Origin of the sequence: Pseudomaricurvus hydrocarbonicus, assembly GCF_011602365.1 — a bacterium.
Classification (GTDB): Bacteria; Pseudomonadota; Gammaproteobacteria; order Pseudomonadales; family Cellvibrionaceae; genus Pseudomaricurvus; species Pseudomaricurvus hydrocarbonicus.
Map to the genome: position 1 here is coordinate 42599 of NZ_JAAONZ010000004.1, position 26082 is coordinate 68680.

The 26082-nt window shown below is 53.8% G+C and carries 24 protein-coding genes and 1 tRNA gene; 8 read left to right on the forward strand and 17 right to left on the reverse strand.

Features of this window, described 5'->3' with window-relative positions; translation table 11 throughout:
* Positions 1-34: 34 nt before the first annotated feature.
* On the forward strand, positions 35-1009 hold the full coding sequence (cysB, locus tag G8770_RS06870; RefSeq protein ID WP_167183845.1) for an HTH-type transcriptional regulator CysB: 975 nt from the start codon (positions 35-37) through the stop codon (positions 1007-1009).
* A gap of 240 nt (positions 1010-1249) precedes the next feature.
* Here cysB and G8770_RS06875 read toward each other — a convergent pair whose 3' ends face one another.
* Complete coding sequence (locus G8770_RS06875; RefSeq protein WP_167183849.1) at positions 1250-1585, reverse strand: hypothetical protein; 336 nt, start codon at positions 1583-1585, stop codon at positions 1250-1252.
* Between the two features lie 44 nt (positions 1586-1629).
* Positions 1630-2355, reverse strand: coding sequence for a phosphoadenylyl-sulfate reductase (locus G8770_RS06880; protein WP_167183851.1), 726 nt, complete (start codon positions 2353-2355; stop codon positions 1630-1632).
* Between the two features lie 479 nt (positions 2356-2834).
* Between G8770_RS06880 and thrH the strand changes: the two genes are divergently transcribed.
* Positions 2835-3452, forward strand: a complete 618-nt coding sequence (thrH, locus tag G8770_RS06885; RefSeq protein WP_167183854.1) for a bifunctional phosphoserine phosphatase/homoserine phosphotransferase ThrH — start codon at positions 2835-2837, stop codon at positions 3450-3452.
* Positions 3453-3608: 156 nt separating this feature from the next.
* Here the strand turns inward: thrH and pabB are convergent, their stop codons facing one another.
* Positions 3609-5051 carry an aminodeoxychorismate synthase component I gene (gene pabB, locus G8770_RS06890; protein ID WP_167183857.1) on the reverse strand — a complete coding sequence of 481 codons (1443 nt, stop codon included), beginning with the start codon at positions 5049-5051 and terminating at the stop codon, positions 3609-3611.
* A gap of 737 nt (positions 5052-5788) precedes the next feature.
* Here pabB and G8770_RS06895 point away from each other — a divergent pair.
* Genes G8770_RS06895 through rraA form a run of 3 tightly spaced genes read left to right on the forward strand, consistent with a single transcriptional unit; the run spans position 5789 to position 7517 of the window.
* Positions 5789-6751: an alpha/beta hydrolase gene (locus G8770_RS06895; protein WP_167183860.1), complete on the forward strand. Its 963-nt coding sequence runs from the start codon at positions 5789-5791 to the stop codon at positions 6749-6751.
* The gene (locus tag G8770_RS06900; RefSeq protein WP_167183863.1) at positions 6693-6995 is read left to right on the forward strand and encodes a Rieske 2Fe-2S domain-containing protein; all 303 of its coding nucleotides are present in this window, start codon (positions 6693-6695) and stop codon (positions 6993-6995) included. The genes G8770_RS06895 and G8770_RS06900 overlap by 59 nt, the downstream gene beginning before the upstream one ends.
* Before the next feature lie 33 nt (positions 6996-7028).
* Positions 7029-7517 (forward strand): ribonuclease E activity regulator RraA, encoded by a 489-nt coding sequence (gene rraA / locus G8770_RS06905; RefSeq protein WP_167183868.1) that lies wholly within the window; start codon positions 7029-7031, stop codon positions 7515-7517.
* A 349-nt stretch (positions 7518-7866) separates the two neighbouring features.
* Here rraA and G8770_RS06910 read toward each other — a convergent pair whose 3' ends face one another.
* The 6 genes from G8770_RS06910 to rne all read right to left on the reverse strand — a co-directional run bounded on the left by G8770_RS06910 (position 7867) and on the right by rne (position 13407).
* Positions 7867-8130, reverse strand: a complete 264-nt coding sequence (locus G8770_RS06910) for a DsrH/TusB family sulfur relay protein (RefSeq protein ID WP_167183870.1) — start codon at positions 8128-8130, stop codon at positions 7867-7869.
* A 10-nt stretch (positions 8131-8140) separates the two neighbouring features.
* Positions 8141-8479 (reverse strand): DsrE family protein, encoded by a 339-nt coding sequence (locus G8770_RS06915; protein ID WP_167183873.1) that lies wholly within the window; start codon positions 8477-8479, stop codon positions 8141-8143.
* 6 nt (positions 8480-8485) lie between these two features.
* Positions 8486-8947, reverse strand: coding sequence for a sulfurtransferase complex subunit TusD (gene tusD / locus G8770_RS06920; protein WP_167183876.1), 462 nt, complete (start codon positions 8945-8947; stop codon positions 8486-8488).
* 89 nt (positions 8948-9036) lie between these two features.
* On the reverse strand, positions 9037-9714 hold the full coding sequence (locus G8770_RS06925) for a Bax inhibitor-1/YccA family protein (RefSeq protein ID WP_167183879.1): 678 nt from the start codon (positions 9712-9714) through the stop codon (positions 9037-9039).
* A gap of 178 nt (positions 9715-9892) precedes the next feature.
* Positions 9893-9980 (reverse strand) — tRNA-Ser (locus G8770_RS06930).
* A 280-nt stretch (positions 9981-10260) separates the two neighbouring features.
* Positions 10261-13407, reverse strand: a complete 3147-nt coding sequence (rne, locus tag G8770_RS06935; protein ID WP_167183881.1) for a ribonuclease E — start codon at positions 13405-13407, stop codon at positions 10261-10263.
* Between the two features lie 803 nt (positions 13408-14210).
* On the opposite strand from rne, the gene rluC reads away from it, so the two are divergent.
* Both rluC and G8770_RS06945 read left to right on the forward strand, forming a co-directional pair.
* Complete coding sequence (gene rluC, locus G8770_RS06940; protein ID WP_167183884.1) at positions 14211-15206, forward strand: 23S rRNA pseudouridine(955/2504/2580) synthase RluC; 996 nt, start codon at positions 14211-14213, stop codon at positions 15204-15206.
* A 34-nt stretch (positions 15207-15240) separates the two neighbouring features.
* Complete coding sequence (locus tag G8770_RS06945) at positions 15241-15873, forward strand: HAD family hydrolase (RefSeq protein WP_167183887.1); 633 nt, start codon at positions 15241-15243, stop codon at positions 15871-15873.
* A 75-nt stretch (positions 15874-15948) separates the two neighbouring features.
* Here G8770_RS06945 and G8770_RS06950 read toward each other — a convergent pair whose 3' ends face one another.
* The 8 genes from G8770_RS06950 to G8770_RS06985 form a co-directional block, all read right to left on the reverse strand.
* On the reverse strand, positions 15949-16497 hold the full coding sequence (locus G8770_RS06950; protein WP_167183890.1) for a DUF7931 domain-containing protein: 549 nt from the start codon (positions 16495-16497) through the stop codon (positions 15949-15951).
* Between the two features lie 130 nt (positions 16498-16627).
* Positions 16628-17785 carry a cupin domain-containing protein gene (locus G8770_RS06955; protein WP_167183894.1) on the reverse strand — a complete coding sequence of 386 codons (1158 nt, stop codon included), beginning with the start codon at positions 17783-17785 and terminating at the stop codon, positions 16628-16630.
* A 103-nt stretch (positions 17786-17888) separates the two neighbouring features.
* On the reverse strand, positions 17889-19256 hold the full coding sequence (gene purB / locus G8770_RS06960) for an adenylosuccinate lyase (RefSeq protein ID WP_167183896.1): 1368 nt from the start codon (positions 19254-19256) through the stop codon (positions 17889-17891).
* Between the two features lie 251 nt (positions 19257-19507).
* Positions 19508-20137 carry a high frequency lysogenization protein HflD gene (hflD, locus tag G8770_RS06965; RefSeq protein ID WP_167183899.1) on the reverse strand — a complete coding sequence of 210 codons (630 nt, stop codon included), beginning with the start codon at positions 20135-20137 and terminating at the stop codon, positions 19508-19510.
* Positions 20138-20211: 74 nt separating this feature from the next.
* Positions 20212-21360 (reverse strand): tRNA 2-thiouridine(34) synthase MnmA, encoded by a 1149-nt coding sequence (mnmA, locus tag G8770_RS06970; protein WP_425050063.1) that lies wholly within the window; start codon positions 21358-21360, stop codon positions 20212-20214.
* 169 nt (positions 21361-21529) lie between these two features.
* Positions 21530-22309, reverse strand: coding sequence for an endonuclease/exonuclease/phosphatase family protein (locus tag G8770_RS06975; protein WP_167183902.1), 780 nt, complete (start codon positions 22307-22309; stop codon positions 21530-21532).
* Between the two features lie 90 nt (positions 22310-22399).
* Complete coding sequence (locus G8770_RS06980) at positions 22400-22870, reverse strand: NUDIX hydrolase (protein WP_243760316.1); 471 nt, start codon at positions 22868-22870, stop codon at positions 22400-22402.
* A 62-nt stretch (positions 22871-22932) separates the two neighbouring features.
* Positions 22933-23598 (reverse strand): pseudouridine synthase, encoded by a 666-nt coding sequence (locus G8770_RS06985; protein WP_167183905.1) that lies wholly within the window; start codon positions 23596-23598, stop codon positions 22933-22935.
* A gap of 163 nt (positions 23599-23761) precedes the next feature.
* Between G8770_RS06985 and G8770_RS06990 the strand changes: the two genes are divergently transcribed.
* Positions 23762-25996, forward strand: coding sequence for an NADP-dependent isocitrate dehydrogenase (locus G8770_RS06990; RefSeq protein WP_167183908.1), 2235 nt, complete (start codon positions 23762-23764; stop codon positions 25994-25996).
* Positions 25997-26082 lie beyond the last annotated feature (86 nt).

Here is a 26082-nt window from a genome sequence, read left to right on the forward strand (position 1 = left end):
AATCAATTTCAGTGCCAGGCCATTTGGAGGGCTTATGAAACTGCAGCAACTGCGATACATTTGGGAAGTTGCCCATCATGATTTGAATGTATCCGCGACCGCCCAAAGTCTCTATACATCACAGCCAGGGATCAGCAAGCAAATACGCCTGTTAGAAGACGAGCTTGGGGTTGAGGTTTTTTCACGGAGTGGGAAACATTTAACGCGTATTACACCGGCCGGTGAGGCTATTCTCAAGACTGCCGGCGAAATTTTGCGCAAGGTAGAAAGTATCAAGCAGGTTGCCCAGGAATTCAGCAATGAAAAGAAAGGCAGCTTGTCACTGGCAACCACCCACACCCAGGCGCGTTATGCGTTACCGGGTATTATCGAAACCTTCATCAATCGCTATCCAGACGTCTCTTTGCATATGCATCAGGGCACACCTATGCAGATCTCTGAAATGGCTGCAGATGGCACGGTAGACTTCGCCGTGGCAACGGAGGCTCTGGAGTTATTCAGTGATCTGGTGATGATGCCCTGTTACCGCTGGAACCGTTGTATTGTGGTGCCGAAAAATCACCCCCTGTGCCAAGTGTCACAGCTGACGCTGGAAGACGTGGCTAAACACCCGATTGTGACCTATGTCTTTGGCTTTACCGGGCGCTCCAAGCTGGATGAGGCCTTCATTGAGCGTGGCCTGGCTCCCAAGGTCGTTTTTACCGCTGCAGATGCGGACGTGATTAAAACCTATGTTCGCTTAGGGCTGGGCGTGGGTATTATCGCGAAAATGGCTTATGACGAGGAGTTGGACAGTGATTTGGTGGCTTTGGATGCCAGCCACTTGTTTCAGTCCAGCACCACCAAGATCGGTTTCCGGCGGGGTACTTTCCTGCGGGGGTATATGTACGAGTTTATAGAATTGTTTGCTCCACACCTGACGAAAGAGGTGGTGACCGGCGCGCTTAACTGCCACTCCAAAGTCGAAGTTGAAGAGTTGTTTTCCCATATCGAGCTGCCAACTTATTAAAATGCCACTCATCAGCGCTAACAAGCTAAGATCTGCGACCCGCATTGGGACGAAAGCTGGGGCATCGGGGGAAAGGGCGGTGCTGATAACGGCGGCAGATCACCAGGTGCAGGAAAAGGTCAGTGCAGAATTAAAGGGTCGATTATAAATCAATACTAAAAAGGAGGCCTCAGCCTCCTTTTTGGGTGTTAGTCGATGGTGTTTACCTGCACCACCGATGCCCTCTGAGAGTGCCTGTTTTTACAGGAAGTCCAGATCGGGGTTGTCATTCATAATTTCTTTCAGTTCTTCTTTTTCGCTGGTTTGCTGATCGAGTACTTCTTTGACGAATTTGAAGTACACCGTGTAGACCACGGGATCCTGGCCATCTTTTTCCACAACGAAGAAGGGCGCGCGGATAACTGACAGCTCCTTGGCAAGTTGCATTCCCGGGCTGTCTGCGTCACGTTCATCGGCCACCAGGATTTCGTCAATAAACTGCATTTGGCCACTGGTTTCGAGTTTATTGAGCACATCACCGCATTTTTGACACGGTGAGCCATCCGCTAAAATCTTCTTTACTAATGTGATTTTCACTAAAACATCCTCTTTGTCGATTTGACGGGGCAGGGGCAAATCATTTATTTCTCAATGTTATTTGCGTGCAGACCACATTCTTTTTTGGTTGCTTCTTCCCACCACCAACGGCCTTCCCGCTCATGCTGCCCCGGGCCGATAGGACGTGTACAGGGTTCGCATCCAATGGACACAAAGCCCCGGTCATGCAGGGCATTATAAGGCACGTCATTGCTGCGAATATAGTCCCAAACCTGTTTTGAGCTCCAGTTGGCCAGAGGATTGAATTTGGTCAGGCTACTGTTTGGGCGGGCGAAGACTTTATCGTCCTGAATCACCGGGATTTGGGCGCGCGTGCCGGGGCTCTGGTCTTTGCGTTGGCCGGTGACCCAGGCGTCCACTTCCAGCAGTTTTTGGCGCAGAGGGGCGATTTTACGGATACCGCAACACTCTTGATGGTTGTCCTTGTAGAAGCTAAACAGTCCTTTTTCCTGAACCAGTTCACGGACCGCCGAGCCGTCAGGGCTGACGACATCAATGTAAATACCGTAATGATCCCGAACCTTTTCGATGAACTGGTAAGTTTCCGGATGCAGCCGGCCCGTATCAAGGCAAAACACCTCAACATCAGGGTCTATCTTGTGAGCCATATCGACCAGCACAACATCTTCGGCGCCACTGAACGAGATGGCTATGTTGCCAAACTGTTCAATAGCAAATTGAAGGATCTCCTGTGGGGACTGGCCCTGCAGTGTTTTGTCGATATCGACGACATCTAATAGTTGAGACATGTTTCTGTCCTGGTTTGGCTAATCACGGTGTTGTCAGGGTGCGGTGCCGAGCCTTGGTACTTGCTTCTGCAACCGTTAATGGCGGTTTGAGGCAAAGTATTCGGTACTGGGGAGGACTCGTACAGCTGAAATCTAAATTGGCGCGAAGGATACCAGAGGTCTATCCAACTTAAAAATAATCTGAAGCAATAGCGTTATAACCAATTTTATTTTTGCTTCTTTTAGGGGATTTCGGGCGGGGCAGATTGGTCTCGCTGCCGTGTCCGGGCGCTGAACCCGGAAACACGTGTCAGCTAAGCCGACCTCAGCGGTAGGGGGAGAGGCCAGTCCGGTGGGTAAATGTAGTCAGTAAGCGGGCCAAACGGCCCTTTGGATTGATTCGGCTGACCGAAAAGGGTAGATTGCCAGCGTTTCAACAGTCTTGATGACCTTTGGGTCGCCGACCAATCACCAACATACATGATAGTAGGAGCTTGTTTGTGGAATTAGCATGCTTGGATTTAGAAGGGGTTTTGATTCCCGAAATCTGGATTAAATTTGCAGAAAAGACGGGGATCGAAGCGCTAAAGGCGACCACTCGTGACATTCCAGATTACGATGAATTGATGACCATGCGTCTGGCTGAGCTGGACAAGCACAAACTGGGGCTCAACGAAATTCAGGAGGTCATCTCCACACTCAGCCCACTCGATGGCGCTGTAGAGTTTGTTGATTGGCTGCGAGCACGCTTTCAGGTGATTATTTTGTCTGATACCTTCTATGAATTTGCCGGTCCCTTGATGAAGCAGCTGGGTTACCCCACGTTGCTGTGTCACAAGCTCACCGTTGATGGATCCGGCCGCGTGACGGATTACAATATCCGCCAGTCCAACCCCAAACGTCAGTCCATTGTTGCGCTGAAGTCCTTGTACTATCGCACCATTGCCGCTGGCGATTCTTACAACGATACCACCATGCTGGCTGAGGCCGATGCAGGTATTCTGTTTAAGGCGCCGCAGAATGTGATCACTGAATTCCCTCAGTACCCGGCAGTTCACACCTATGAAGACTTAAAGCAGGAATTCATCAAGGCCAGCGTGCGTCCGTTAACGCTTTAAGTTCAGGCTGCCCTTAACAGGGGAAAAGCGTGTTTGCTGCTCAGGCCGTTATGCTCGAGCAGCGTTCGCTGTGGGGGCTGATACCCCGGTTTGAGCGGTGAGCGCCAGCGCTATTGGCCGCTTGAGAGGGCAGGGTATTGGGCCCCGGGGCGGCCCTCAAATGTTGTTCAGCGTTTCCAGTATCACGCCTATTTTCGTGAGTGATTCCTGATACTCCTGTTCGGCCGCGGAGTCCGCAACAATACCCCCGCCGCCCCAGACAAATAACTCCTTGTGATTGGCCGCGATGGTACGAATGGCGATGTTGGTGTCCATTTTACCGTCAAACCCTATATAGCCAATGCTGCCGCAATAGACAGAACGCCGACTGACCTCCAGCTCTTCGATGATCTCCATGGCCCTGATTTTGGGGGCACCGGTAATCGACCCGCCGGGAAAGCAGGCGGCTAACACGTCGGCAGGTGTCACGCCTGGTTGCAGTTCACCAGTGACCGTACTCACCAGATGGTGCACGTTGGCGTAGCTTTCCAGATCAAACAGTTTGGGGGTCAGGACGGTGTGTGGCTGGCAGACCTTGCTCAGATCGTTGCGGAGAAGGTCGACGATCATAAGGTTTTCCGCTTGATCTTTCGGACTGTCCAGGAGAGATCGGGCAAGCCTCTGGTCTTCTGCGGGTGAAGCCCCCCTGGGGGCCGTGCCTTTGATCGGCTGAGTCAGGATATTGACTCCATCACTCTGTATAAAGCGTTCAGGTGAGAGGCTCAATACGGTTCCGTATTCCGTTTCGAAAAAGCACGAAAACGGTGAGGGCAGCTCCTGACGCAAGACTTTGTAGGCCTCGAACAGGTCCCCCTCGTAACGGGCGCTGTAACGCTGGGCAAAGTTCGTTTGGTAACAGTCGCCTTCGGTGATGTACTGTTTGATTTGCTCTACCTTTTCAAGGTAAGAGCCTTTCTCGGTATTGCTCTTTAGCCCAGTGATGGTAAATGCGCTGCCAGGGTCTTCCTGCGACTCGGTTGTGGTTAGCCTCTGTATTAACAGGCTGGTGTGCTCGGGGTTGACCTGGTGTCTCACAATCAATGTTGAACGTTGCAGGCGGTGATCCTGGACAATAGCCCAGTCATAAACCCCCATCAGGGCTAACGGCAATAACGAGTCATCTTGCTTTAGGTTCTTCAGGCCCTCCAGTTCTCGACCCAGGTCATAGCCCAGGTAGCCCAGTGCTCCGCCCGTAAAAGGGAGTTCTTGGTTGAGCGCTGCTGGCTGGGGGTCACCTGGTGTCAGGGGGGTTTCCTGGCGGATTGCGGCCCAGGTATTGCCATAGAAAGTCGTAGTCGCCAGGGGGCTGCCGGCTATGGAATGAGACCCTATTGCGTCGGGTGGCAGGCTTATGCAGCGAGTCCCTGTGTCGTCGGAGATGATTTGTTTGCGAGGGGCTGCGCTAAGTATGTCGAAGCGACCCTGGTTGTTGTGCTTGCTCCCGCTGTCGAGCCAGATGGGCCAGCCCATCGGGCGAATGATTGAAAAGTACTCTGAACTGTCCTCGCGGTAGGGCAGGTCATAAGTGAGTATGTTGCTTGGCGCTTGCGATTCGCACATGACTCAGTTCCGGCTTGGGTCGAGGGCTCTTGGGTCTGGCGCGAGGGGCATAGATCCAGGGCGCTAATTGGGCCTGGCCAATAAAGCAGCAGGGCCTTAAAGCGCGGCATTGTAGTGCCTCAGCCAAGGTTTTTCTATCTTTAACTGGCCCTCAATTATACCCTGTAAATCGTCGTGTGTTTGTTCTTATGGGTTCGCTGCCGCAGGAATGGATCGCTAATGGCCTCGTGAGTAATAACGGTGTCCTTTCAAGGGGTGGCCGATTGTTGTTGAAATGAATGGATGCTGTAGCACCGAGGTGAAACAGCGGGGACACTCGATGGCGACGCTTTTGGGGCGGGATTTGACGAACTGCTATGGGTTTTTGAGGGCCGCAGTGATGCTAGGCCGGATGAATTCTATTGGCTCAAACTCTTTTCTGCAGCTAATCTTAGGGTACATTAAGAATCCCCGAGTCGACGGTTTTGCAGGTTTCACTGGCGAGTCCGGGTGGCTTAATGTGGTTTGGCTTCAACCGGTTGGGGGAGGCGCTAAGTCGGTTATATAAGGTGTTCAATGGGTGGCCTATGCGCTGCATGAAGGTATTCAGCAGCGAGTCTTTCGATGACAGATTCCGATTAAATATTCCGATCCGAGTGAATTTGGGTATTAAGTTGGTGTAGGTTCGTTTCAGATTGGTCTGCTTATGGTTGAGGTCTGTCGTGAAGAGCAGCAGTTCTTTTTTTCCCGCACGTTTAATGAGTGCTGAAGTTCAGCAAGGCTTGGCTGAAGATGTTTATCTGTTAAAGCCCAATAACAGCCTCGACCACTCGGTTGAATTGGCCTTAACGCATTTATCCCCTTTAGGTGAGTCAGAAACCTTACGGTCTCAGCGGCCTGCGCTGGTTTTGATACATGGGTGCTATCAAAATCGGAGATTATGGTGGACCGACTCCGGGCCTTGTCTCGCCAAAGAGCTGGTTTCCCATGGCATAGATGTTTGGCTTATGGAGTTGCGTGGCCACGGTGTGTCACCGGTGAATCAGTGTTATGAAGACAATACGCTCGAAGACTATGCTCGCTATGATCTGCCGGCAGTGGACCAGTTTGTGGCGGAGCACTCCCGAGGACCGGTAAATTGGCTGGGTTACGGTACGGGGGCGGGGGCGCTGCTGGCTTCAATCGCCCTACATTCGTTGCCGTCCGAATCCACGGGGCTGGTGATGGGCATGGGGGTTCCTTTCTTCAAGTCAAACTGGTCTCGAATTCCGGGGGTGTCTACGCTGCTCGCTGCTGGCAGAGGCAAAACCGACAGCCACCTGGGGCCTGAGTCTGAGTCCATGTCGTTTTTGCAGGGCCTGGCCAAGGAGAGTCAGTGGTTTGCACGGCGCGGGGTGAGTGTCGGGGTGGACTTGTGGCGCGAGCTTACCGCTACGGGTAAGAGTATCCACTGGTTGTGCTCGGATGAGTGTCTGAACCAACTGGATGACGGGTTTAACTCCTTACAGACCCAAGGGTTGCTGCACACAGTCTTGGATGAGCCGGTACTGGATGATGAGGTCGCCCAGGAGCACATCGTGCCCAGCTTGACGAACGCAGAAAAAGTCGACAGTCTAGCGGGCAAAATCGTTCAGCTGCTGGATACTGGAGGCGCGTCAGGCTGTGTTTCACCCACTGGAAAAACTTCATCTGTTACACGAAGGTTACAAGCGGGCATTTAAAGTTGGCCACCTGCACCTTCTCTTGATCCAATCTGAAGGCCGTACGTTTCTCATCGAAAACCGTTGCCCTCATATGGACTCACCCCTGGGCAATGGTTCAGTCCGCCAGGACATCATTCGCTGCCCGAAGCACGGGATTGAATTCAATCTGTTAACCGGTAAGGGCAGTGCACCAGGCTGCCTGGCCCCTCTCAAAATCTTTACCCCGGCCTATGAAGGTAATCTTATCGGGATTGTGCTATAACGGCGCAAATTGACAGCGTTTTTAGGAAGTTTTATGGAATATATTACCCCTGACTTGTGTGATGCGTACCCTAAGCTGGTCCAGGCCGTAGACCCAATGTTCAATAACTACGGCGGGCGACGCTCATTTGGTGGTGAGATGGTCACCATCAAATGCTTTGAAGATAATTCATTGGTGCGTGAACAGGTTGCCCAGCCGGGCAAAGGCAAGGTGTTGCTGGTGGATGCCGGTGGCTCGTTGCGCAGAGCCTGCCTGGGTGATGTGCTGGCGGAAAAGGCCGTCAAGAATGGATGGGAAGGGATCATCATGTATGGCTGCATTCGGGATATGGATGCCATTGCGGCTTTGGATTTGGGGGTTCAGGCGTTAAATACGCACCCAATGAAAACCGAGAAAAAGGGTATTGGAGAATTAAACGTCAAAGTCACTTTTGGTGGCGTGACCTTTACCCCCGGGGAATATGTTTACGCGGACAATAACGGTGTTATTGTTTCCCCGAAAGCACTTGAGATGCCAGCGTAATATTTGCCTTTACCGCTGCTTTTTAAACACCCGCCGAACAGGTGGCTACTTCCAGGCTGCTTGTGACGAGCTTCTCATTGATTGAGTGGTCTATCTATCTCTCAATCAAGGGTGACTCTGGCTGTTTGAGTGTAACTCAATGATACCCCCAACGATTTGCGCGCTTCACGGTCAGGGCCTTGTTTGCTTGGGCGGGCTTGGGCGTTCGGGTCTCTCTTCGCTTCTGGCTTCGCTTCTGGCTTCGTTACTGGGGCTTCGTTGCCGGGCCACTTCTTTTGTGTGCCGCCAGGTTCAACGCTCTCGGGTTCATCGCAGGCGTCAATAGCCACAGAGACAAGGTTTAAGGCTGCTACCAGCTGACAATCGGGTGATGTTCAACGCACAATTCTACAAATTGTGGATAGGTGATGCGGTGTACGCCAGACTCGTTCGGCATCCGAACATCGCGACGGTTTAAATCTTCCGCCAGGGCATAACAGTTCTTCGGCAGTGTCTGACGGCTCGCCCATTCAACTCCGTCCTCGATTAAAACCACGCAATCGTTTTCAAGGATAACGCCGTATTGCTTTTGAAACTCTCCCTGGGGGCATTGATTGATAATGTGCAGTGTCAATGGCGTGTCCTCAAAAGTGAAATACGGTGTCGTGAGACGCGATGAGCTGGCCGGCTTGCCGATGGTCGATGCATTGGGTGGGCAGGATGAAATGGCTCTGATCCAGTTGCCGGGATACCAGGCTTTCGCGGAGTGCGTAGACCTCCTGAACGCCATACATGGCAAGGAGGCCAAGTTGTTCTTTGAGCTCCTGGTTGTCGGCCTCTGGCGTGAGTTGAAGCACACCATCTTCCATGAACAGAAGAGCAATCTGCTGATCAAATACACTGCAGGTTAAAATGGCATCGATGCTGTCTCTGGTGAAGAGTCGGTCCGACGGCGGGCGCTTAATGATGAACAGGATCTTCATGGGTTGCTACCGGAAGGTGATCGTTCGATCGCTATGAATGGCGGCGTCAGTGAGCTGCCCGAGTCCGGAGATTTGAAAGCCCGGCAGTAATCGCAGGCAGGCTTGTTCAGGGTGTTGGCCTTCTTCTTCACTGATCAGGCCCCGTTTCAAGGCTGCGCTAACACAGACCACCAGATCCAGCTGGTGCTGTTTGCTCAAATCGCTCCATTGTTTGCCGGTGTGGCCGTGTGGCGCAGCGTGTGTGCCAGGGGCAGAGTAGGCTGCCGCGCCTGGGGCGTTGCTGTCCGGGAGAAATGCCTGGTGCACTCCGTCGCCATAAAAAAACACACGATAGAGGCTGTGGCCATGTGCCAGCAGTGTTTTGGCAAAGTGCAGGGCAGTTTGTCCTCCTGGTGGAGGGGCGGCGGATGACTCAGTTCCCGAGGGAGAGTGGCCTGAGGAGCTGTAGACGATCAACGAGAAGATCATGACGTATCTGTGTGACTGGCGGCGCTGGCGAAGAATGGCAGGGCGTGCAATAAAAAAAGCCCCGTAGAGGGGCTTTTTATGCGGCTCACTTAATCGTTGCTGGTTGCGCCGATGAGGTGCAGCAGGCTGACGAACAAGTTGTAGATATTGAGGTACAGAGACACTGTTGCCATCACGTAGTTGGTTTCACCGCCGTTAATAATGCGGCTTGTGTCATACAGGATGAAGCCTGACATCAGGAACACAATTGCGGCACTCAATGCCAGGTGAACGCCTGCAATGTTGACACCGAAAAAGCCGGCAACCACGAGCGCCAGTGCACAGAGCACAACCACAATCAGGCCAGTGACCAGAAAGCCTCGCATAAAGCTGAAGTCTTTTTTGGTCGTCAGTACGTACCCGGACAGGCCAAAAAACACGAGCGCGGTTCCGGCCAGGGCTTGCATAACGATCTGTGAGCCGTTGGTCATTTGCAGGTAATGGTTAATGGTTGGGCCTAAAGAGGCGCCCAGTAATGCCGTAAATCCGAAAACAACGTAGATGCCACTGGCAGAGTTGGCTGTTTTGGGGAGAACAAACCAAACGATACCAATGGCCGCCAGGTTCATCATCAGGGCAACACCGTGACCAAGTCCAATGGCCATAGAAATGGCGCACGCCACGGCACTGACACCCATAGTCATGGCCAGCAGCATGTAGGTGTTCTTCAAGACCCTGTTGGTTGAGACGCCGGTCTGCGTTCGCGTCTGTGTGTAGATCTCTTGCATGGTCAATCTCCGTTGAGAATCGGTTCCAGTGTTTAAATTAATAATACAAACAGTGTACTTAAAATCAAGATACTTAACATAACTAATCAAGTAATGTTTTGTGGTTATAACAGATTTAATCGTTTGATTTTAAAAAAGAAAGTGGTGCTTGAGAAAGGAGTCGGTCGAAGGGGGAAAATGGCGGTGGGGTAGGGATTCGAACCCTAGGAGCTGTTACACTCAACGGTTTTCAAGACCGCCGCTTTCGACCACTCAGCCACCCCACCGGAACGAAGCGAATTATACAGAGGTTTGGCTTTACGGCAACCCGCTAAGCCATTATTTTTTAAGGAAAATGAATCTTTTTTTTAAAAAGCAGATCTGTTGGGGGTGAAGGCGTGTTGAGCGGGTTTGAGTGAGCGGCGCGGTGACTTGAAAAGCCATAAAAAAAGCCCCTGAGCGGGTCGCTCAGGGGCTTTTGGGCGGCTTGGTTAGAACCTCAACCTTGCCATCGTTTTCTGCGCTGCCGGTTAACGGCGACGACGTCACCGTTAACCCTCGCTTACTTTACCCGCGCTTGTGACGCGGGTCGTTCGCCGGACGCTCCAGCGGACGGGGGTTGTGAGCGATTTCAGCGGCTTTGGAAGTATCCAGTGGTGCACTCAGTGAAGCATTGATGTTCTGGCTGACCACCTCCAGGTTGACGACGGGACGAGGGTTTAGTCTCGGGTCATTACCGGGGCGGCTGTAGCCAGGACTTTTTGTTTCAGTGACCTGGGTCGGAGCTTCCGGCATCACTTCAGCCGCTTCCTGAGCTGTTTCCGGGCGAGCTTCTTCGACGGCTTCCTCGGCAACTTCCTCTACAGCGGCTACAGGCTCTGACGCGGTAGGGGCCGCAGGAGCTGCCTCTTCGGTCTGGCTGTCTTGCGCAGGCGGCTCCACCGGATTGCTGGCAGCGGCCAGTTCAGGTTCGGCTTCAGCGACAGGCGTTGTGGCCGTGAGAGCAGGTTCTTCGGTCGTGGTTACCGTCTCTGAAGCCGCTTTTGGGGCGGTATCCGCCGCAACTTCCTGAGCGGGCTCTGGTTGCTCAGCGCCAGCCTCTTGCGCGGTCTGCACCTCGGGTTCTGCTTTGGGCTCCAGGGGCTCTGCTACAACCGGCTTTTCAGTTACTGTCGAGGCCTCGGGGGCTGGCTGCTCGGTATTCGCTTCAGACTTGTCGGTGAATTGGAAGTCTTTGGCTTTGGCTGGTTGCTTGTCGCCCTCAGCAGCGGGCTTGTCCAGAGGTTCGCTCTTGGGTTTTACTGCCTTGGTTTCAGCTTGCTTGGTTTCTGGGGACTTCGCCTCAGGGGTGCCGGCTTGATCTTTGGCGGTGCTTTCAGTCTTGGCGGCACTCACTGGCTGAGTAGCGGCTGTCTCCGGGTTGGCCGATTCTGCAGCGCTGCTGCGGGTGACTGCAGGCATCTGCTGGCTGTCAATCGCATCGCTTACCTGCTTGTTCAGGGATTCCACTTCTTTGTTTTCGGAGGACTGATTGGCGTTGTCCCGGCGGCCACGACGACGAGGCTGTGGCTTGCCACGCTTATTCGCTGGTCGCTTGGATGGGCGATCGTCAGTGCTGGTTTCCGGGGTGGCTTCCTGCTTGGCTACAGCTGGCTGTGCCTCTTCAGCGTTGCGAGGTTTGCGGTTGTCGCGGTCGCGGCGGCGGTTAGGACGTTCGCTGCGCTGCTCGCCTTGCTCTTCCTGAGTGTTGCGACGATTGCCACGGTTGTCATTCCGGCTGTCGCTGCGGTTATCACTGCGGTTATCACCACGGTTGTCGCTGCGATTGCCTTCGCTACGAGGGCTGCGTTTCTCGCTGCGGTTATCTTCGCGATCATCGCTGCGGCGGCTGTCGTCGCGACTGCGACGATTGCGGTTGCCGCCACCGCTACGACGGTTGCGTTGATTGCGATTACGCTGTTGCTGCTCGCGTTTCTGGCGTTTTTCTTCTTCCTCTTTTTCCTTGGCTTTCGCTTCCGGGTCACCAAAAAGCGCGTGCATGATGCGGGTCATCAGGCCGGCAGGTTTAGGCTCTTCTTTCACCACCGGTGTCGGAGCCGGAGCCATGTCCGTTGGCTGCAGCTGCTGAACGGCAGGCTTGGGAGGGACGGGCGCATCTGCTTTGGGGGCCAGCACGTCTTCGTCGGCGGACTCTTCGCTGGCGGAAACGATCTTGTAGCTGGTTTCCACGGTTGAGGCTTCGTCGTCTCGCAGGCGCAGTACTTCAAAATGGGGGGTGACCATTTGTTCGTTGGGCACGATCAGTACGCGTGTGTCATTGCGGTTTTCGATGCCAGAAATGGTCTTGCGCTTCTCGTTCAGCAGGTAGGTGGCGACAGAAACTGGGGTGATCGCGCGAATTTCAGCGCTGCGCTCTTTCTGCGCTTCTTCCTCAACGAGGCGAAGAATAGACAGGGCAATCGATTTGGTGCTGCGGATGGTGCCCTGGCCGCTACAGCGTGGACACACTTTCGAGGTGGTCTCGCCGAGGGATGGGCGCAGGCGTTGACGGGACATTTCCAGCAAGCCAAAGCGTGAAATACGCCCCACCTGAACACGGGCGCGGTCCATGGAGAGGGCATCGCGCATACGGTTTTCGACTTCACGCTGGTTGCGTACCGGCTGCATGTCGATGAAATCGATGACGACCAGGCCGCCCATGTCTCGCAAGCGCAACTGGCGAGCAATTTCGTCGGCGGCTTCGAGGTTGGTGCGCAGGGCGGTTTCCTCAATGTCACTGCCTTTGGTGGCCCGGGCCGAGTTGATGTCGATGGAGATCAGGGCCTCAGTCACATCAATGACAATCGAGCCGCCGGAGGGCAGCTTCACTTCACGCTCGTAAGCTGTCTCAATCTGGCTTTCGATCTGGTAGCGATTAAACAGCGGGGTATCGTCCTGATACAGTTTTACCTTGTTGCCGCTGCCAGGCATCATCTGGGCGATGAGAGCTTGCACCAGATCGTAGGATTCTTTGCGATCCACAATGATTTCGCCAATATCGAGGCGCAAATAATCTCGGATGGCGCGATAAAGGACGTTGCTTTCCTGAAACAGGAAGTTGGGGGCTGGTTGATCGTCTGCGGCCACCTGGATGGAGGTCCAGAGTTTCAGCAAATTGTCCAGGTCCCACTGTAACTCTTCGGCGCTGCGGCCAACACCGGCGGTGCGAACGATGACGCCCATCCCGGAAGGCACTTCAATTTTGCTCAGGGCATCGCGCAATTCAGCGCGGTCTTCGCCGTCGATGCGGCGTGAGATACCACCCGCACGTGGATTATTGGGCATCAGCACCAGGTAGCGGCCGGCCAGGCTGATGAAGGTGGTCAGAGCGGCACCTTTGTTGCCTCGCTCTTCCTTGTCCACCTGAACCACGATTTCCTGACCCTCTTTCAGGACATCCTTGATGCGGACGCGACCTTCGATCTCGCCGGGAGATTTGCTGAAATACTGACGGGAGATTTCTTTTAAGGGGAGGAAGCCGTGACGTTCAGCGCCGTAGTCGACAAAAGCGGCTTCGAGGCTGGGCTCAATGCGAGTGATTTTGCCTTTGTAAATATTGGCTTTTTTCTGCTCGCGGGTACGGTTTTCAATGTCGAGATCATACAGCCATTGGCCGTCGACCAGTGCTACGCGCAACTCTTCGGGTTGAGTTGCATTGATTAGCATTCTTTTCATGTGTTACCTGAATGGTTGGCACACAAAGAGAGGGCAGTCCGCTGAAGAGCGTGGGAGATCAGCCTCGCGTTCACCATTCGCTGCCGGGTCAATTATCAGGATTGATCGCCCTCTCGGGCAGTCATCCTGACAAACATACAGGCTCGAATGGTCGGCTGTTGGGTAATCAGGTCAAAAAACAGCAATAACGAATTCGTCAGATCCTTTCCTTGGGGATAAGGGCCTGTGTTACTGCTGTTTGTTGGTTTCCGTCACCATGGACTCTATTTTTACACCAACTGACTTAAGCTGGTGTCTTGAATGCAGGCGTTTAAAGTCGTGCAGAGCATGTCTGTTTAGGGTTGTAGGGGCTTAATTAGAGCCGCTGTAGAACCGCATGGGCAGTTATGCCTCAGTGTTGCTTCTGCATGTTAACTTCAGATTCACCTGCATCCGAATGAGTATCTCTTTATCACGATCTTTTTACGGATGACCCGCTACAAAGTGGGCGGTTGTCATCGGACACCCGAGGTGAGAGGTCAATTAACGGCCTTTTCATCGTCGTTGGTGTCATTGTCTTGTGGGGCTGTCTGGAAGGGGGGTGATGTCACCAGGCTTCTCGCGTTCCGACTTCCAGCTATCATAAGCCCTGTCTGTCAGCGGTATTCCCTAGCAACACGCCTTCTTTTGCGGTGTCCGGAAACCTGCCTGTGCAGACCTGACGACTATAGCAATAAACTGCTTGACCTTCAAATGCTGGCCGTATTTGGCTGAAAATAAAGGGGTTTTGGGGTGGAATTGGTGAAAACAGGTATAATGCGCTCATGAAAACACACACAGATGCAGTGACCTCAGCCGGTCAACCCCAAACCCCCAAGGTTCAGCTTGTCGAGATCGATGCCGATCGCGCTGGCCAGCGGATAGACAATTTCTTGCTTGGGCAGCTCAAAGGCGTGCCCAAGACCTTGATTTACCGCATTTTACGCAAAGGTGAAGTGCGCGTGAACAAAGGCCGAATCAAAGCGGAGTACAAGCTCAAAGCCGGGGATGTGGTGCGTATCCCGCCAGTGCGTCTGCCGGACGCCAAAATCTTGCCTGACGCCAGTGAACAGCTGAAAACCCTGCTGGCTGAATCCATCCTGTTTGAAAACAATGGCCTGATAATCCTTAACAAGCCTTCCGGGCTGGCCGTGCACGGTGGCAGCGGTATTAATTTGGGGTTGATTGAGGTGCTGCGCCAAATGCGTCCGGAAGATCGCCACCTGGAGCTGGTGCATCGATTGGATCGAGATACGTCTGGCTGCATCATGATCGCCAAAAAGCGCAGCATGTTGCGTTATCTGCACCAACAGCTGCGTGATGGCCACATCCAGAAGTATTATCACGCGCTGGTCGAGGGCCGTTGGCCCAATCGTTGCAAGGAAGTAAGCGCCCCGTTGAGAAAAAATGAAATCAGCAGTGGCGAGCGTATCGTGAAGGTGGATCCAGAAGGGAAAGCGTCGCTAACCCATTTTAAAGTGTTACGGCGCTATGTCGGCGCCACACTGGTTGAGGCAAAGCCCATCACCGGGCGTACCCATCAGATACGGGTACATGCCCAATATCAAGGGCATGGGTTGGTGGGCGATCCCAAGTACGGAAACGATGACTTTAATAAAGCGATGAAAGCCAAAGGCTTTAATCGGTTGTTTTTGCACGCGGCGGCCCTGTCTCTTTTGCTGCCCGATGAAACCAGAAAAATACGGGTTGAGGCGCCACTGGATGAACGTTTGGCTAAACCTCTGGCCCAGCTGACCCCCGCAGACCAGGCGGGTGAGTAAACCATCAAGGCAGGGGTTAAGGGCAGGGGTGGGTATGTTTTTTATCTTTGATTGGGACGGTACGCTCTGTGATTCCACGGCCAACATAGTCCGCTGCATGCACCGGGCGGCCAGCACTCACAATTTGCCGGCCCTGGACGATGCACAGGTGCAGAACATCATTGGTTTGGGCTTGCCGGAGGCTATACAGGCGTTGTACCCGGAACTGGAACCGCAGGGAGTTGAAAGTATGCGAGCTGCATATGCGGAACATTTTGTGTCAGCGGACAGTCAGCCTTCGACAATGTTCAGCAATGCAGAGCTCACGTTGGAGCGCTTGTTGAACAATGGCCACCAGATTGCCGTGGCGACCGGAAAAAGTCGTGCGGGGCTGGATCGAGTGCTGGCGTCGGTTGGCATGCTGGATGTTTTTCATGCCACTCGCTGTTCCGATGAAACGGCGTCCAAGCCCCATCCGCTGATGTTGCATGAACTCTTGGCTGAAATGAAGGTGCCGACGGAAGAGGCCATCATGATTGGGGATACTGAGTTTGATATGGAAATGGCTCGGCGCGCCGACATGCCGCGTATTGCCGTTGACTATGGTGCCCATCATATCTCACGCCTAAAACCTTACGAGCCCATCCTCTGTGCCTCGGACATTAGCGACATACTTGCGTTGGCGTGAGGTGCGAGGCAATACTTGGTCCTTTTGGTAATGTGTGAGGCAATACGACCCCCTTTTGCTGTGAACACTTCCCAATTACAGGGAAAGCGGGCGCAGTTCGACGATCTCTTCCGCGTGTCGCAGCCATAACGTATTAAATTCCTCCAGCAGCGATTTTGCTTCGGGGGCCGCGTCGGTATTGCAAAACCCTTGAAATTCCCCCTCCTGATGCTGAAGCAGTAGCTGGCGTTGATCCACAATCACATAACCCTGATGCTCACTGTGTGGCGGGGTCGTGAGGCGGCGTATGTTGACCTTGCTGGTGAGCCTTTTTTGCAGCGCGAGCAGCGGATGGTGCCGGCCAAACAAGGGCTTGGGATCTTTGATCAGGATGCGGACTTCCGCCTGACGGTGGGCTCGTGCGAGGCCGCTAAGTGCAGCACACACATCGGCATTGGCGAACAGCAACGGGTCCAGCTGTTGCGTCAGAATCTCCACATGACGGCGGCCCTGGGTCAACATCTGTTGCAGATGTTTGGCGAAGGCCTCAGGGCCCTGCAGCAGGGTGAGGGTTTCGCAGTTTTCTGAGGGTATTTCCCTGGACGATGATTGGCGGGTGTGGGGGGTGGTGTTTTCCGGTTTCATCGGGACTCCGCTGCGGTCAAATTCGAGGTCAAGAATCGATAGGTAGAAGCATGCCACGGTTGCCGCAACAGGTCACTCTGAAGGCAGAAAAAGCCTGAGGAGATTAACGCTCTGCCCAGGCGCTAAGCATTCAAGCTTCGCCGACAAACACCTGTTGATTGGCGAGCAGCAAATCCACAATCTGCTGATCACTGTTGGTTTGAATGGCGCCTGACAAGGCGGCTCCCGTGAACACGCTGCAATCGCTCAGCAGGTGCGCCAGCGCGGGGCTGGTTTGGTAGCTGTCGCCATCAACAAACAGAGTCGCTTGCTCATCCGCGGAGTGGGTGAAGGCAAAGCGCGATGCGGGGTCGCGGATCAGGGTGTCTTCATCGCTCCATTCGGGGATGTCGTCTGCAAACAGCTCGTCCGGCAGCAATCTGTCCTCGGTGTCATACTTGGGTGTCGTCATGTGACGTCCGAACCAGGCTTCTATGTTGGCGGGGGTAATGGCCTGTTGCCAAAGTTGCTGAATCTGTTGCAGCGCAGCTTGAGAGATTTCTCCGGTATGGGCTTGTGGGGAAAAAGCCGGGTCCTGAAAGCGGTCGTCTTCCGTCAAGTTGGACAGGTGCTCTTGCAGCAGTTCTTCCAGAATTTCTGCCTGGCTGGGCGCGCGGAACCCGATTGAGTAGGTGATGCAGTCATCGCCGACAGCTTTGCCCCAGTGAGCGACTTGTGGAGGCAAATACAGCATGTCCCCCGGCTCCAGCAGAAAGGAAGCCCGCTCCTCAAATTCAGTGAGTATGTGCAGGTCGGTGTCGTCCCGCTTGGGGGACTGGCTGTTGCAAAGTTGACCAACTTGCCAGTGGCGCTGCCCTCCAGCCTGGAGCAAAAAGACGTCATATTGATCGTAATGAGGGCCCACGCTGCCGCCGTTGGTGGCGTAGCTGATCATAATGTCATCGAGTCGCCAGCTGGGAATAAACCGAAATTGATCCAGCAGATCGGCAACTTCGGGAACAAAGTGGTCGGCCGCCTGTATCAGCAGGGTCCACTTGTCCTTGGGGAGTGTCGAAAACTCATCCTCATGGAAGGGGCCTTGGCGCAATTCCCACGGCGATGTGCCGTTCTCCAGGATGATGCGAGACTCGATCTCTTCTTCCAGCGCCAGGCCGGCCAGTTCGTCAGGGCTGATCGGGCTTTGGTAGTTGGGCAGTGCCTGCTTGATCAGAAGGGGTTTTTGTTGCCAATAATCACGAATAAAGTCTTCGGTACTGATGTTACCCAATTGGGTGAGTGGCGACTTCATGGGCACCCCTGAGTGTGAATGCGAGAGCGGGAGGGAAAGAAGGCACCAGTCCCGCCAAGGTGGCGGGGCCGGTGTTTGGCCCTGCGTTTTGAGGGCCTGAGGCTTAAATGTCCTTCGCTTGTGCGATGGCGTTGCCAATATAGTTGGCAGGGGTCAGGTCGCGCATCACCTGTTTGGCTTCTTCCGGGATTTCCAGTGTTTCCACGAATGCGGCCAGCACTTCGCGGTTGATGGTCTGGCCGCGGGTCAGCGCTTTCAGTTTTTCGTAAGGCTCTGGCACATCGTAACGCCGCATGATGGTCTGAATCGGCTCGGCGAGAACTTCCCAGCTGTTGTCCAGATCCTGAGCCAGGCGCTCGCGATTGATCTCCAGCTTGCCGATGCCTTTCAGGACTGAGGCGTAGGCGATGCCGCAGTAACCAAAACCAACGCCCATGTTGCGCAGCACGGTGGAGTCGGTCAGGTCGCGCTGCCAGCGAGAGATCGGCAGTTTGGTGGCCAGATGGCCAAAGACGGCGTTGGCGATGCCCAGATTACCTTCGGAGTTTTCGAAGTCGATGGGGTTAACCTTGTGCGGCATGGTGGATGAGCCCACTTCCCCGGCAACGGTTTTTTGCTTGAAGTACCCCAGGGATATGTAGCCCCAGACATCGCGGTTAAAATCAATCAGGATTGTGTTGAAGCGCGCAATGGCGTCAAACAGCTCAGCGATGTAGTCGTGTGGCTCAATCTGGGTGGTGTATGGGTTCCAGCTCAGACCGAGACTTTCCACAAAGGATTCAGCGTTGGCTTGCCAGTCGATCGCGGGGTAGGCAGACAGGTGGGCGTTGTAGTTGCCAACGGCGCCGTTGATTTTACCCAGCAGCTCCACCTTTTCAATTTGTGCCAGCTGGCGGCGCAAGCGGGCAACCACGTTCGCCATTTCTTTGCCGACAGTGGTCGGCGAGGCGGTTTGGCCGTGGGTGCGAGACAGCATGGGGTCGGCCGCATAATCTGTGGCCATGGCGGCAATCGCGTCAATGATTTTTTGAGCCTGTGGCAGTAGCACGCTGTTACGACCATCGCGCAGCATGAGGGCATGCGACAGGTTGTTAATGTCTTCCGAGGTGCAGGCAAAGTGGACAAATTCGGTGACTTTTTCCAGCTCAGCGTTACCGGCGAATTGCTCTTTGATAAAGTATTCCACGGCTTTCACGTCGTGGTTGGTGGTGCTTTCAATAGTTTTGATGCGGGTGGCGTGCTCTTCGTTAAAATTGGACACGATACCGTCGAGAATGGCATTGGCTTCGTCGCTGAACGGCGGTACTTCACTGATGCCGTCGTGCCTGGCCAGCTGCTGTAGCCAGCGGATTTCAACTTCAACTCGGCAGCGAATCAAGCCGAATTCACTGAAAATGTTACGGTAGTCGGCAGTTTTGCTGCCATAACGGCCGTCGATAGGGGATACAGCGGTCAGTGCGGAGAGGTCCATAGTCATCAAAACCATTTGTCTGTCAGATGGGGGAAGGGGTTTACGTACTCAGAAAATGTACACCCTAAAGATTGTGCTAGGTTTCCGGGTGCAAAGTTTCAACGTACAAGGTTTCAGGGGCGGCATCATACCGGAAAATGCCGCGCTCGGCTTTATTATCTGGGGCTTATTGTGCTGCTTATTAGATTCAACTTATAAGCTCACTGCCACTTATAGGCAGGAGCTTAATGGCGCGGCGGCATGACAGGGGGTCAGTTGAGTTGTTTCAACAGCTGATCGGCACACTGGGACAGCTTTTTGCGCTGTAATACCACTTGAAAGCGGGTGCCGCCGACCTGGCGCCACAAGGTGGCTGAACGGATGCCAGCCAGCAATAAGGCCCGCACCTGATTGGCGACCCGGGTTTGTTGGAGATAGCTGAAATCCCCCATAACCTGTATGCGGAACTTGAACGTGCTGATGGTATCGCCATAGAGGCCGCCGAGCCCCGACAGTACGTTCTCATGGGTGATGTCAAAATGTTCCGCTTGCCGCTGGCTCTGTTCCAGGCGTTTACCGATTACTTCGAGCATATCCTTGCGCCCCATCATCTTTTTTTGCAGGTGCAGTATGCCCAGTACATACCGCAGGGTATCCGGATAGTCGCGATTCTGATGATGGTGCAGCAGATCACTCATGATTTTGAGGCCCAGTTCCACGTGGTTGATGTGTCCGCCATAGACATCGAGTGTAGATTGGGGGTTTTGCACAAACAGCGTTTGTAGCGAGGCCCTTTGTGCATCGGCCGGGACGTAGCCGGTTTTTGCCAGTTGTTCTACCAGGCCTGCCGCTTGAAACACACCGGCCATGGCGAGAGTGATGTCATTCCAGTTTTTGCTCAAAGGTAAATCCCTGTTAAATCTTCGGTTGAATATGGTGTTGGGGGCTGGATCGCTGTCGTCAAGAGGGGCGCGTGTCAGTGTGCTCGCTCAATGACGGCACCGCCCAGACAGACGTCACCCTGGTAAAACACCACGGATTGTCCCGGCGTGACGGCTCGCTGCGGTTCGTCAAAGGTGACGCTCAGGCGACCACCATCTTTCAATGTGACCTCGCAAGCCTGGTCTGGCTGTCGATATCGGGTTTTGGCCATACAGCGGAAAGACTGACCGCCAGGTGCGCCATTGATCCAGTGGCTTTGCCCGGCATCGAGAGCGGGGCTGAACAGCATGGGGTGGTTTGTCCCCTGAACGGCAATCAATTGATTGGTCTCCAGGTTTTTGCCTGCCACGTACCAGGGGGCATCGCTGGCGTTTTTCAGACCGCCAATACCCAACCCCTGGCGCTGGCCAATGGTGTGGTACATCAAGCCACTGTGCCTGCCGATCACCCTGCCTTTGTCATCGACAATGTCGCCCGGCTGAGCCGGCAAGTATTGCTGCAGGAAGTCTTTAAAGCGCCTTTCGCCGATAAAGCAGATGCCGGTGCTGTCTTTTTTGTTGTGGGTAATCAGGTCGTGCTCTTCAGCCAGCTGGCGAACCACCGTCTTATCCAGCTCCCCCACTGGGAAAAGAGATTTGGAAAACTCTTCTTCACCGACTGCGTGAAGAAAGTAGCTTTGGTCTTTGTTGTTATCCAGGCCTTTTAGGAGTTGGGTATGACGCGCGCCGGAACTGTCGTCAGTGTCGCCTCTGCGCACATAGTGGCCCGTCGCGATCAGGTCCGCGCCGAGGACCTCGGCGTATTCCAGAAAAACCTTAAATTTGATTTCCCGATTGCAGAGAATGTCGGGGTTGGGGGTGCGGCCAGCCTGATATTCTTCAAGAAAGTGCTCAAAGACGTTATCCCAGTATTCGGCTGCAAAGTTGGCGGTGTGAAGTTTGATGCCGAGCTTGATGCAGACGGCTTCGGCATCGGCCAAATCGTCTTTGGCCGAGCAGTATTCAGTGCCGTCGTCCTCATCCCAGTTCTTCATGAACAGGCCTTCTACCTGATAACCCTGCTCCAGTAGCAGCAGGGCCGAAACGGAAGAGTCAACGCCGCCAGACATGCCGACGATAACTTTTGTCCCGGAATGGTTGTTTGGGGGCGGTGCTGTCTGTGAATTGTGCTGCTGGGTAGTCAAAGAAAATTCCTAAATCGGGCTTGTGGTCATGTTTTATAGTGTGGCCATCGTGACACGGGGTCGAGCCGTCGCTCTAGCGATCTGAGTTGCTCGACCGGGGCCGGGGGCTATCCGGCCGGTGCCACCGTTTCAGTACACATGACCGGGGTTGAATTCTGTAAAAGATCAATTACGCGCCACTGAGTTCGACTTTGCAGACCAGTGGCGAGTGGTCAGAACTGGAGATGGTATCAATAATTTCCATTTCAAGCAGGTTTAAACGACGAATGTAGATGTGGTCGAGATAGCGTTTGGTTCTCGGGGCGTGCCGGGGCAGGCACCGGCTAAAGCCTTTGTCGCCCAAAATATCATCCAAAAGCTTCAGTTGAGTCAGGGTGAAGGTATTAAAGTCGCCACAAAAGACGGCCGGAAGCTCATCATAGGGCGCACAATACGTCAGAATGTGTTCCAGTTCCCCTCGAAATTGCGTCCGGCGTTTAAAGAGCAGCATATGCAAATTGATCAGCAGCAGCGTTTGGCCGCAGGCCATGGGCATAAAGCTGATCAGTGTGGTTTTGGGGGTGTTGGTGACAGGCTCTCGGCTCAGGCTGTGCATGGCTTGGGAGTGGCGGTCAAACAGGTAGTGACTGGCCGTGAGTACGCCTTCGGTGAAGCCGTCTGGGCGATGGTAGCTGATGCCGTAATTGTGGTTCAGGCTGTGCATTTCTTTGGGTAAATAGAGTTCTTCTTCGGATAAAACTTCCTGCAGGCAGGCGATGTCGGATCTTTGTGAAAGGTCGCAGAGGTCGCGATCAAAGATCTCCCCCCCGTGGCGTTTAAAAATGTTCCAGACCACCAGGGTGAATGTTGAGGGCAATAATTCGCCTTCATCCTTGTGCTTTTGCACCAGCCGGGATTCCGGAACGGTGGCTTTTCGGACCTGTAAAAAGCTTTTTACGTGCCGCTTCATGATGGCGTGTTGATACCTCTGTTTTCGGAGAGTGACCCTTTTTCCGAGGTTGGCTCGTCTTTCATGTTAATTATGGCTACGCCGACCCCCTCAGCGGATCGGGCTCTGCTCATAAAGAATGTCCAGAGGGTAGGATATCCCCATGCGATAGTCATCAATGACCTTTTTGACAATGGGGCTGCGCAGCTGATCTTCGATCATGAGAATCTCTTCATAGTCTAGCCATACTGCTTCCAGAATGCCTTCATCCAGTGGGGCATCGGCCACCTGGGAGAGGGGTTCGGCAATCAGGGTCGAGCGCAGATAACTGATGCCGTTGGGCGCGTGGTAGGTTGAAAGCCCGGCAAAGCGGGTTGGCAATATGTTCCAGCCGGTTTCTTCCAGGGTTTCCCGGATGGCCGCCTGGACAACAGACTCCCCGTTTTCAATGTGGCCTGCAGGCTGGTTATAGACGATCTTGCCGTCTCGTTGTTCCCGAACCAGCAGGTATTTCTGGTTGCGCTCGACGATGGTGGCAACCGTGGCGTGGGGTCGATTTTGATCCATTGTGGAATTGTTCATGGCATCGCTTGTCGGTTGTGGTGGGCAGGGTGGTTTTGTAGTTTTACAACAAAACGCCGTGGTTATCTGGTTCTTCTGTCGGGCCGGCTGTTGCCGGGTTTGCGTTTCTGGCGGGCGGCCCTTGCTTTGGGCGGCTGCTGTTTCTGGGCTGTGGGTGGCTTGCCCTTGTCGGTCGCGGGGGCGGTGACGGTTTCAGTGCGATACTCTCCCGGCTTGAGATTGCCCAGTTTCCAGCTTCCTATCGCGGCCCGGATGAGTCGCAGGGTGGGGTGTCCAATGGCTGCGGTCATTCGCCTGACCTGGCGATTTCGGCCTTCGGTAATGGTGATTTCCAGCCACTGAGTGGGGATGCTTTGGCGCTCCCGAATGGGGGGGGTCCGCGCCCACAGATTTGGGGGTGTCTCTATGGCTTTGACCTTGGCAGGGCGGGTGAGCCCATCTTTAAGGGTGACGCCTTGAGCCAGTTCTTGCAGGGATCCTGCGGTGGGAATACCTTCTACCTGGGCCCAGTAAGTCTTCGGCTGCTTGTGCTTCGGATCGCTGATGCGGTGCTGCAGCAAACCGTTATCGGTGAGTAGCATGAGCCCTTCGGAGTCGTAGTCAAGACGGCCTGCGGGGTAAAAGCCGGTGTGCTCTGGAAGGTAGTGCTTGAGCGTGGTTCGGCCATCGCTGTCGCTGAATTGACTGAGGACCTGAAAGGGTTTGTTTAGCAGAATAATGCGGCTCATAAGGGTGATTGATTCTTATCTGTGATGTAATTTTACTACCTAAATACACGGGTATTTGATATGATGCGCTCCGAAAAATGAGGAGCCGAGCAGATCACAAGTCATTCGGTTATGGCTCATTGGAAGCGATACAATCAGTTGTACAGACGTAATGGGAGATACAATGTCTAAAGATACACCCAAGATTATCTACACTCTGACCGATGAGGCTCCAGCACTGGCGACCTACTCACTGTTGCCCATCGTACAGGCTTTTGCCAACAAGGCCGATATTAAAGTCGAAACCCGGGACATTTCCCTGGCGGCCCGGATCCTGGCAAATCTTTCAGACTTTCTTCCAGACGACAAAAAAGTAAGCGATGACCTTGCTGAACTGGGTGATCTGGCTGAAACCCCGGCTGCCAACATTGTTAAGCTCCCAAATATCAGTGCTTCTGTTCCTCAGCTGAATGCAGCGATCAAAGAATTACAGAGTCAAGGCTATTCTCTTCCTGATTATCCGGATGAGCCTGCCAATGACAAAGAAGTCAAAATCAAGGCGCTTTACGACCAGGTCAAAGGCAGTGCCGTGAACCCGGTTCTGCGTGAGGGCAACTCGGATCGCCGTGCGGCAGCGTCCGTGAAGGCTTACGCCAAAAAGAACAGCCATCGTATGGGCGTCTGGTCTCCAGACTCAAAATCTCATGTTGCGCACATGACCTATGGCGATTTCTACGGCAGCGAGACCTCTACCGTCGTTGAAAAGAAAGGCAATGTTGTCATCAAATACATTGGCGATGATGGAAAAATTACCATCCTGCGCAAGAAGACCCCGGTTTTGGCGGGGGAGGTGATTGACTCTGCCGTGATGAACGTTCGCGCCTTGAATAATTTCTATGAGCGTGAAATCGAAGACGCGAAGCAGCAGGAAGTGCTGTTCTCACTGCACCTGAAAGCCACCATGATGAAAGTGTCTGATCCCATCATGTTTGGTCATGCGGTTCGTCAATTCTACAAGCCAGTCTTTGAAAAGCACGGCAAAATCTTCGATAACCTCGGTGTCGATGTCAGCAACGGTATTGGTGATGTTTACGCCAAAATCGGTGAGTTGCGCGAAAGCAAGCAAGAAGAAATTAAGGCGGACATCGCGGCCTGTTATAAGAAGCGTCCTGAAATGGCGATGGTTAATTCCGACAAAGGGATTACCAACCTGCACGTGCCCAGTGACATCATTGTCGATGCCTCTATGCCGGCTATGATTCGCGATTCCGGTATGATGTGGGGGCCAGATGGCCAGCTGCACGATACCAAAGCCGTGATCCCGGATCGCTGTTACGCCGGTATTTATCAGGCTGTGATCGAAGATTGTAAGCTTAACGGTGCTTACGATCCCAAAACGATGGGCAGTGTGTCCAACGTAGGTTTGATGGCTAAGAAAGCTGAAGAGTACGGTTCACACAACAAAACCTTCCTCTCTCCGGGGCTGGGTCGAATTCAGGTGATTGACGAAGACAATCAGGTTCTGCTGGAGCAGGATGTGGAGCCGGGTGATATCTTCCGCATGTGCAAAGTGAAGGATGCACCGATTCGCGATTGGGTTAAACTGGCTGTTAACCGTGCACGCACAAGCAAGACCCCGGCCGTTTTCTGGCTGGACAGAAACCGTGCTCACGACCGCGAATTGATTAAGAAAGTCGAAGTGTACCTGCAGGAGCACGACACTCAGGACTTGCAGATCTATATCATGTCACCGGTCGAGGCGACCAAGTTCTCCATTGAGCGCATCCGCCGCGGTGAGGACACGATCTCCGTAACCGGTAACGTTCTGCGGGATTACCTGACGGATTTGTACCCCATCCTTGAGTTGGGCACCAGTGCCAAAATGCTGTCGATCGTCCCGCTGATGAATGGCGGCGGCCTGTTCGAAACGGGTGCGGGTGGTTCTGCGCCGAAGCATGTTCAGCAGTTTGTGTCCGAGGGGCATTTGCGCTGGGACTCTCTGGGAGAATTCCTTGCACTGTCTGAGTCTCTGACTCATTTGGCTCAAACCTTTGATATGCCAAAAGCCAAGGTCCTGGCCGATACTCTGGACAAGGCCAATGGACTTTTCCTGGACAATAACAAGTCACCTTCACGTAAAGTGAGAGAGCTGGATAACCGCGGCAGTCACTTCTATCTGGCCATGTACTGGGCTCAGGCTTTGGCTGAGCAAAATGATGACCTGGAATTGAAGGCGTTGTTCGGACCTTTGGCCCAGGAACTGACCGCCAATGAAATGACCATCGTGGATGAGTTGAATCAGGCCCAGGGAAGTGAGGTTGATCTGGGGGGGTATTACCGCTTTGATGGTGATAAGGCGTCTCACGCCATGCGCCCCAGCGAAACGTTCAATAATGCCCTTAAGCTGGTTCTGTCCTAAAGCGATGGTATCCAGTCTGCCTGAATAATCGTTCAGGCGACCGCCCGGGCCAGTATTCCTCTGACCGGTGCCTTTAAAAGCCCCAG

Bases quoted from the DNA above. Each gene is read 5' to 3' on its own strand.
- cysB (WP_167183845.1), top strand. From the start codon at position 35: ATGAAACTGCAGCAACTGCGATACATTTGGGAAGTTGCCCATCATGAT.
- G8770_RS06880 (WP_167183851.1), bottom strand. From the start codon at position 2,355: ATGTCTCAACTATTAGATGTCGTCGATATCGACAAAACACTGCAGGGC.
- pabB (WP_167183857.1), bottom strand. From the start codon at position 5,051: ATGTGCGAATCGCAAGCGCCAAGCAACATACTCACTTATGACCTGCCC.
- G8770_RS06895 (WP_167183860.1), top strand. From the start codon at position 5,789: ATGAGTGCTGAAGTTCAGCAAGGCTTGGCTGAAGATGTTTATCTGTTA.
- rraA (WP_167183868.1), top strand. From the start codon at position 7,029: ATGGAATATATTACCCCTGACTTGTGTGATGCGTACCCTAAGCTGGTC.
- G8770_RS06915 (WP_167183873.1), bottom strand. From the start codon at position 8,479: ATGAAGATCCTGTTCATCATTAAGCGCCCGCCGTCGGACCGACTCTTC.
- tusD (WP_167183876.1), bottom strand. From the start codon at position 8,947: ATGATCTTCTCGTTGATCGTCTACAGCTCCTCAGGCCACTCTCCCTCG.
- G8770_RS06925 (WP_167183879.1), bottom strand. From the start codon at position 9,714: ATGCAAGAGATCTACACACAGACGCGAACGCAGACCGGCGTCTCAACC.
- rne (WP_167183881.1), bottom strand. From the start codon at position 13,407: ATGAAAAGAATGCTAATCAATGCAACTCAACCCGAAGAGTTGCGCGTA.
- rluC (WP_167183884.1), top strand. From the start codon at position 14,211: ATGAAAACACACACAGATGCAGTGACCTCAGCCGGTCAACCCCAAACC.
- G8770_RS06945 (WP_167183887.1), top strand. From the start codon at position 15,241: ATGTTTTTTATCTTTGATTGGGACGGTACGCTCTGTGATTCCACGGCC.
- G8770_RS06950 (WP_167183890.1), bottom strand. From the start codon at position 16,497: ATGAAACCGGAAAACACCACCCCCCACACCCGCCAATCATCGTCCAGG.
- G8770_RS06955 (WP_167183894.1), bottom strand. From the start codon at position 17,785: ATGAAGTCGCCACTCACCCAATTGGGTAACATCAGTACCGAAGACTTT.
- purB (WP_167183896.1), bottom strand. From the start codon at position 19,256: ATGGACCTCTCCGCACTGACCGCTGTATCCCCTATCGACGGCCGTTAT.
- G8770_RS06975 (WP_167183902.1), bottom strand. From the start codon at position 22,309: ATGAAGCGGCACGTAAAAAGCTTTTTACAGGTCCGAAAAGCCACCGTT.
- G8770_RS06980 (WP_243760316.1), bottom strand. From the start codon at position 22,870: ATGAACAATTCCACAATGGATCAAAATCGACCCCACGCCACGGTTGCC.
- G8770_RS06985 (WP_167183905.1), bottom strand. From the start codon at position 23,598: ATGAGCCGCATTATTCTGCTAAACAAACCCTTTCAGGTCCTCAGTCAA.
- G8770_RS06990 (WP_167183908.1), top strand. From the start codon at position 23,762: ATGTCTAAAGATACACCCAAGATTATCTACACTCTGACCGATGAGGCT.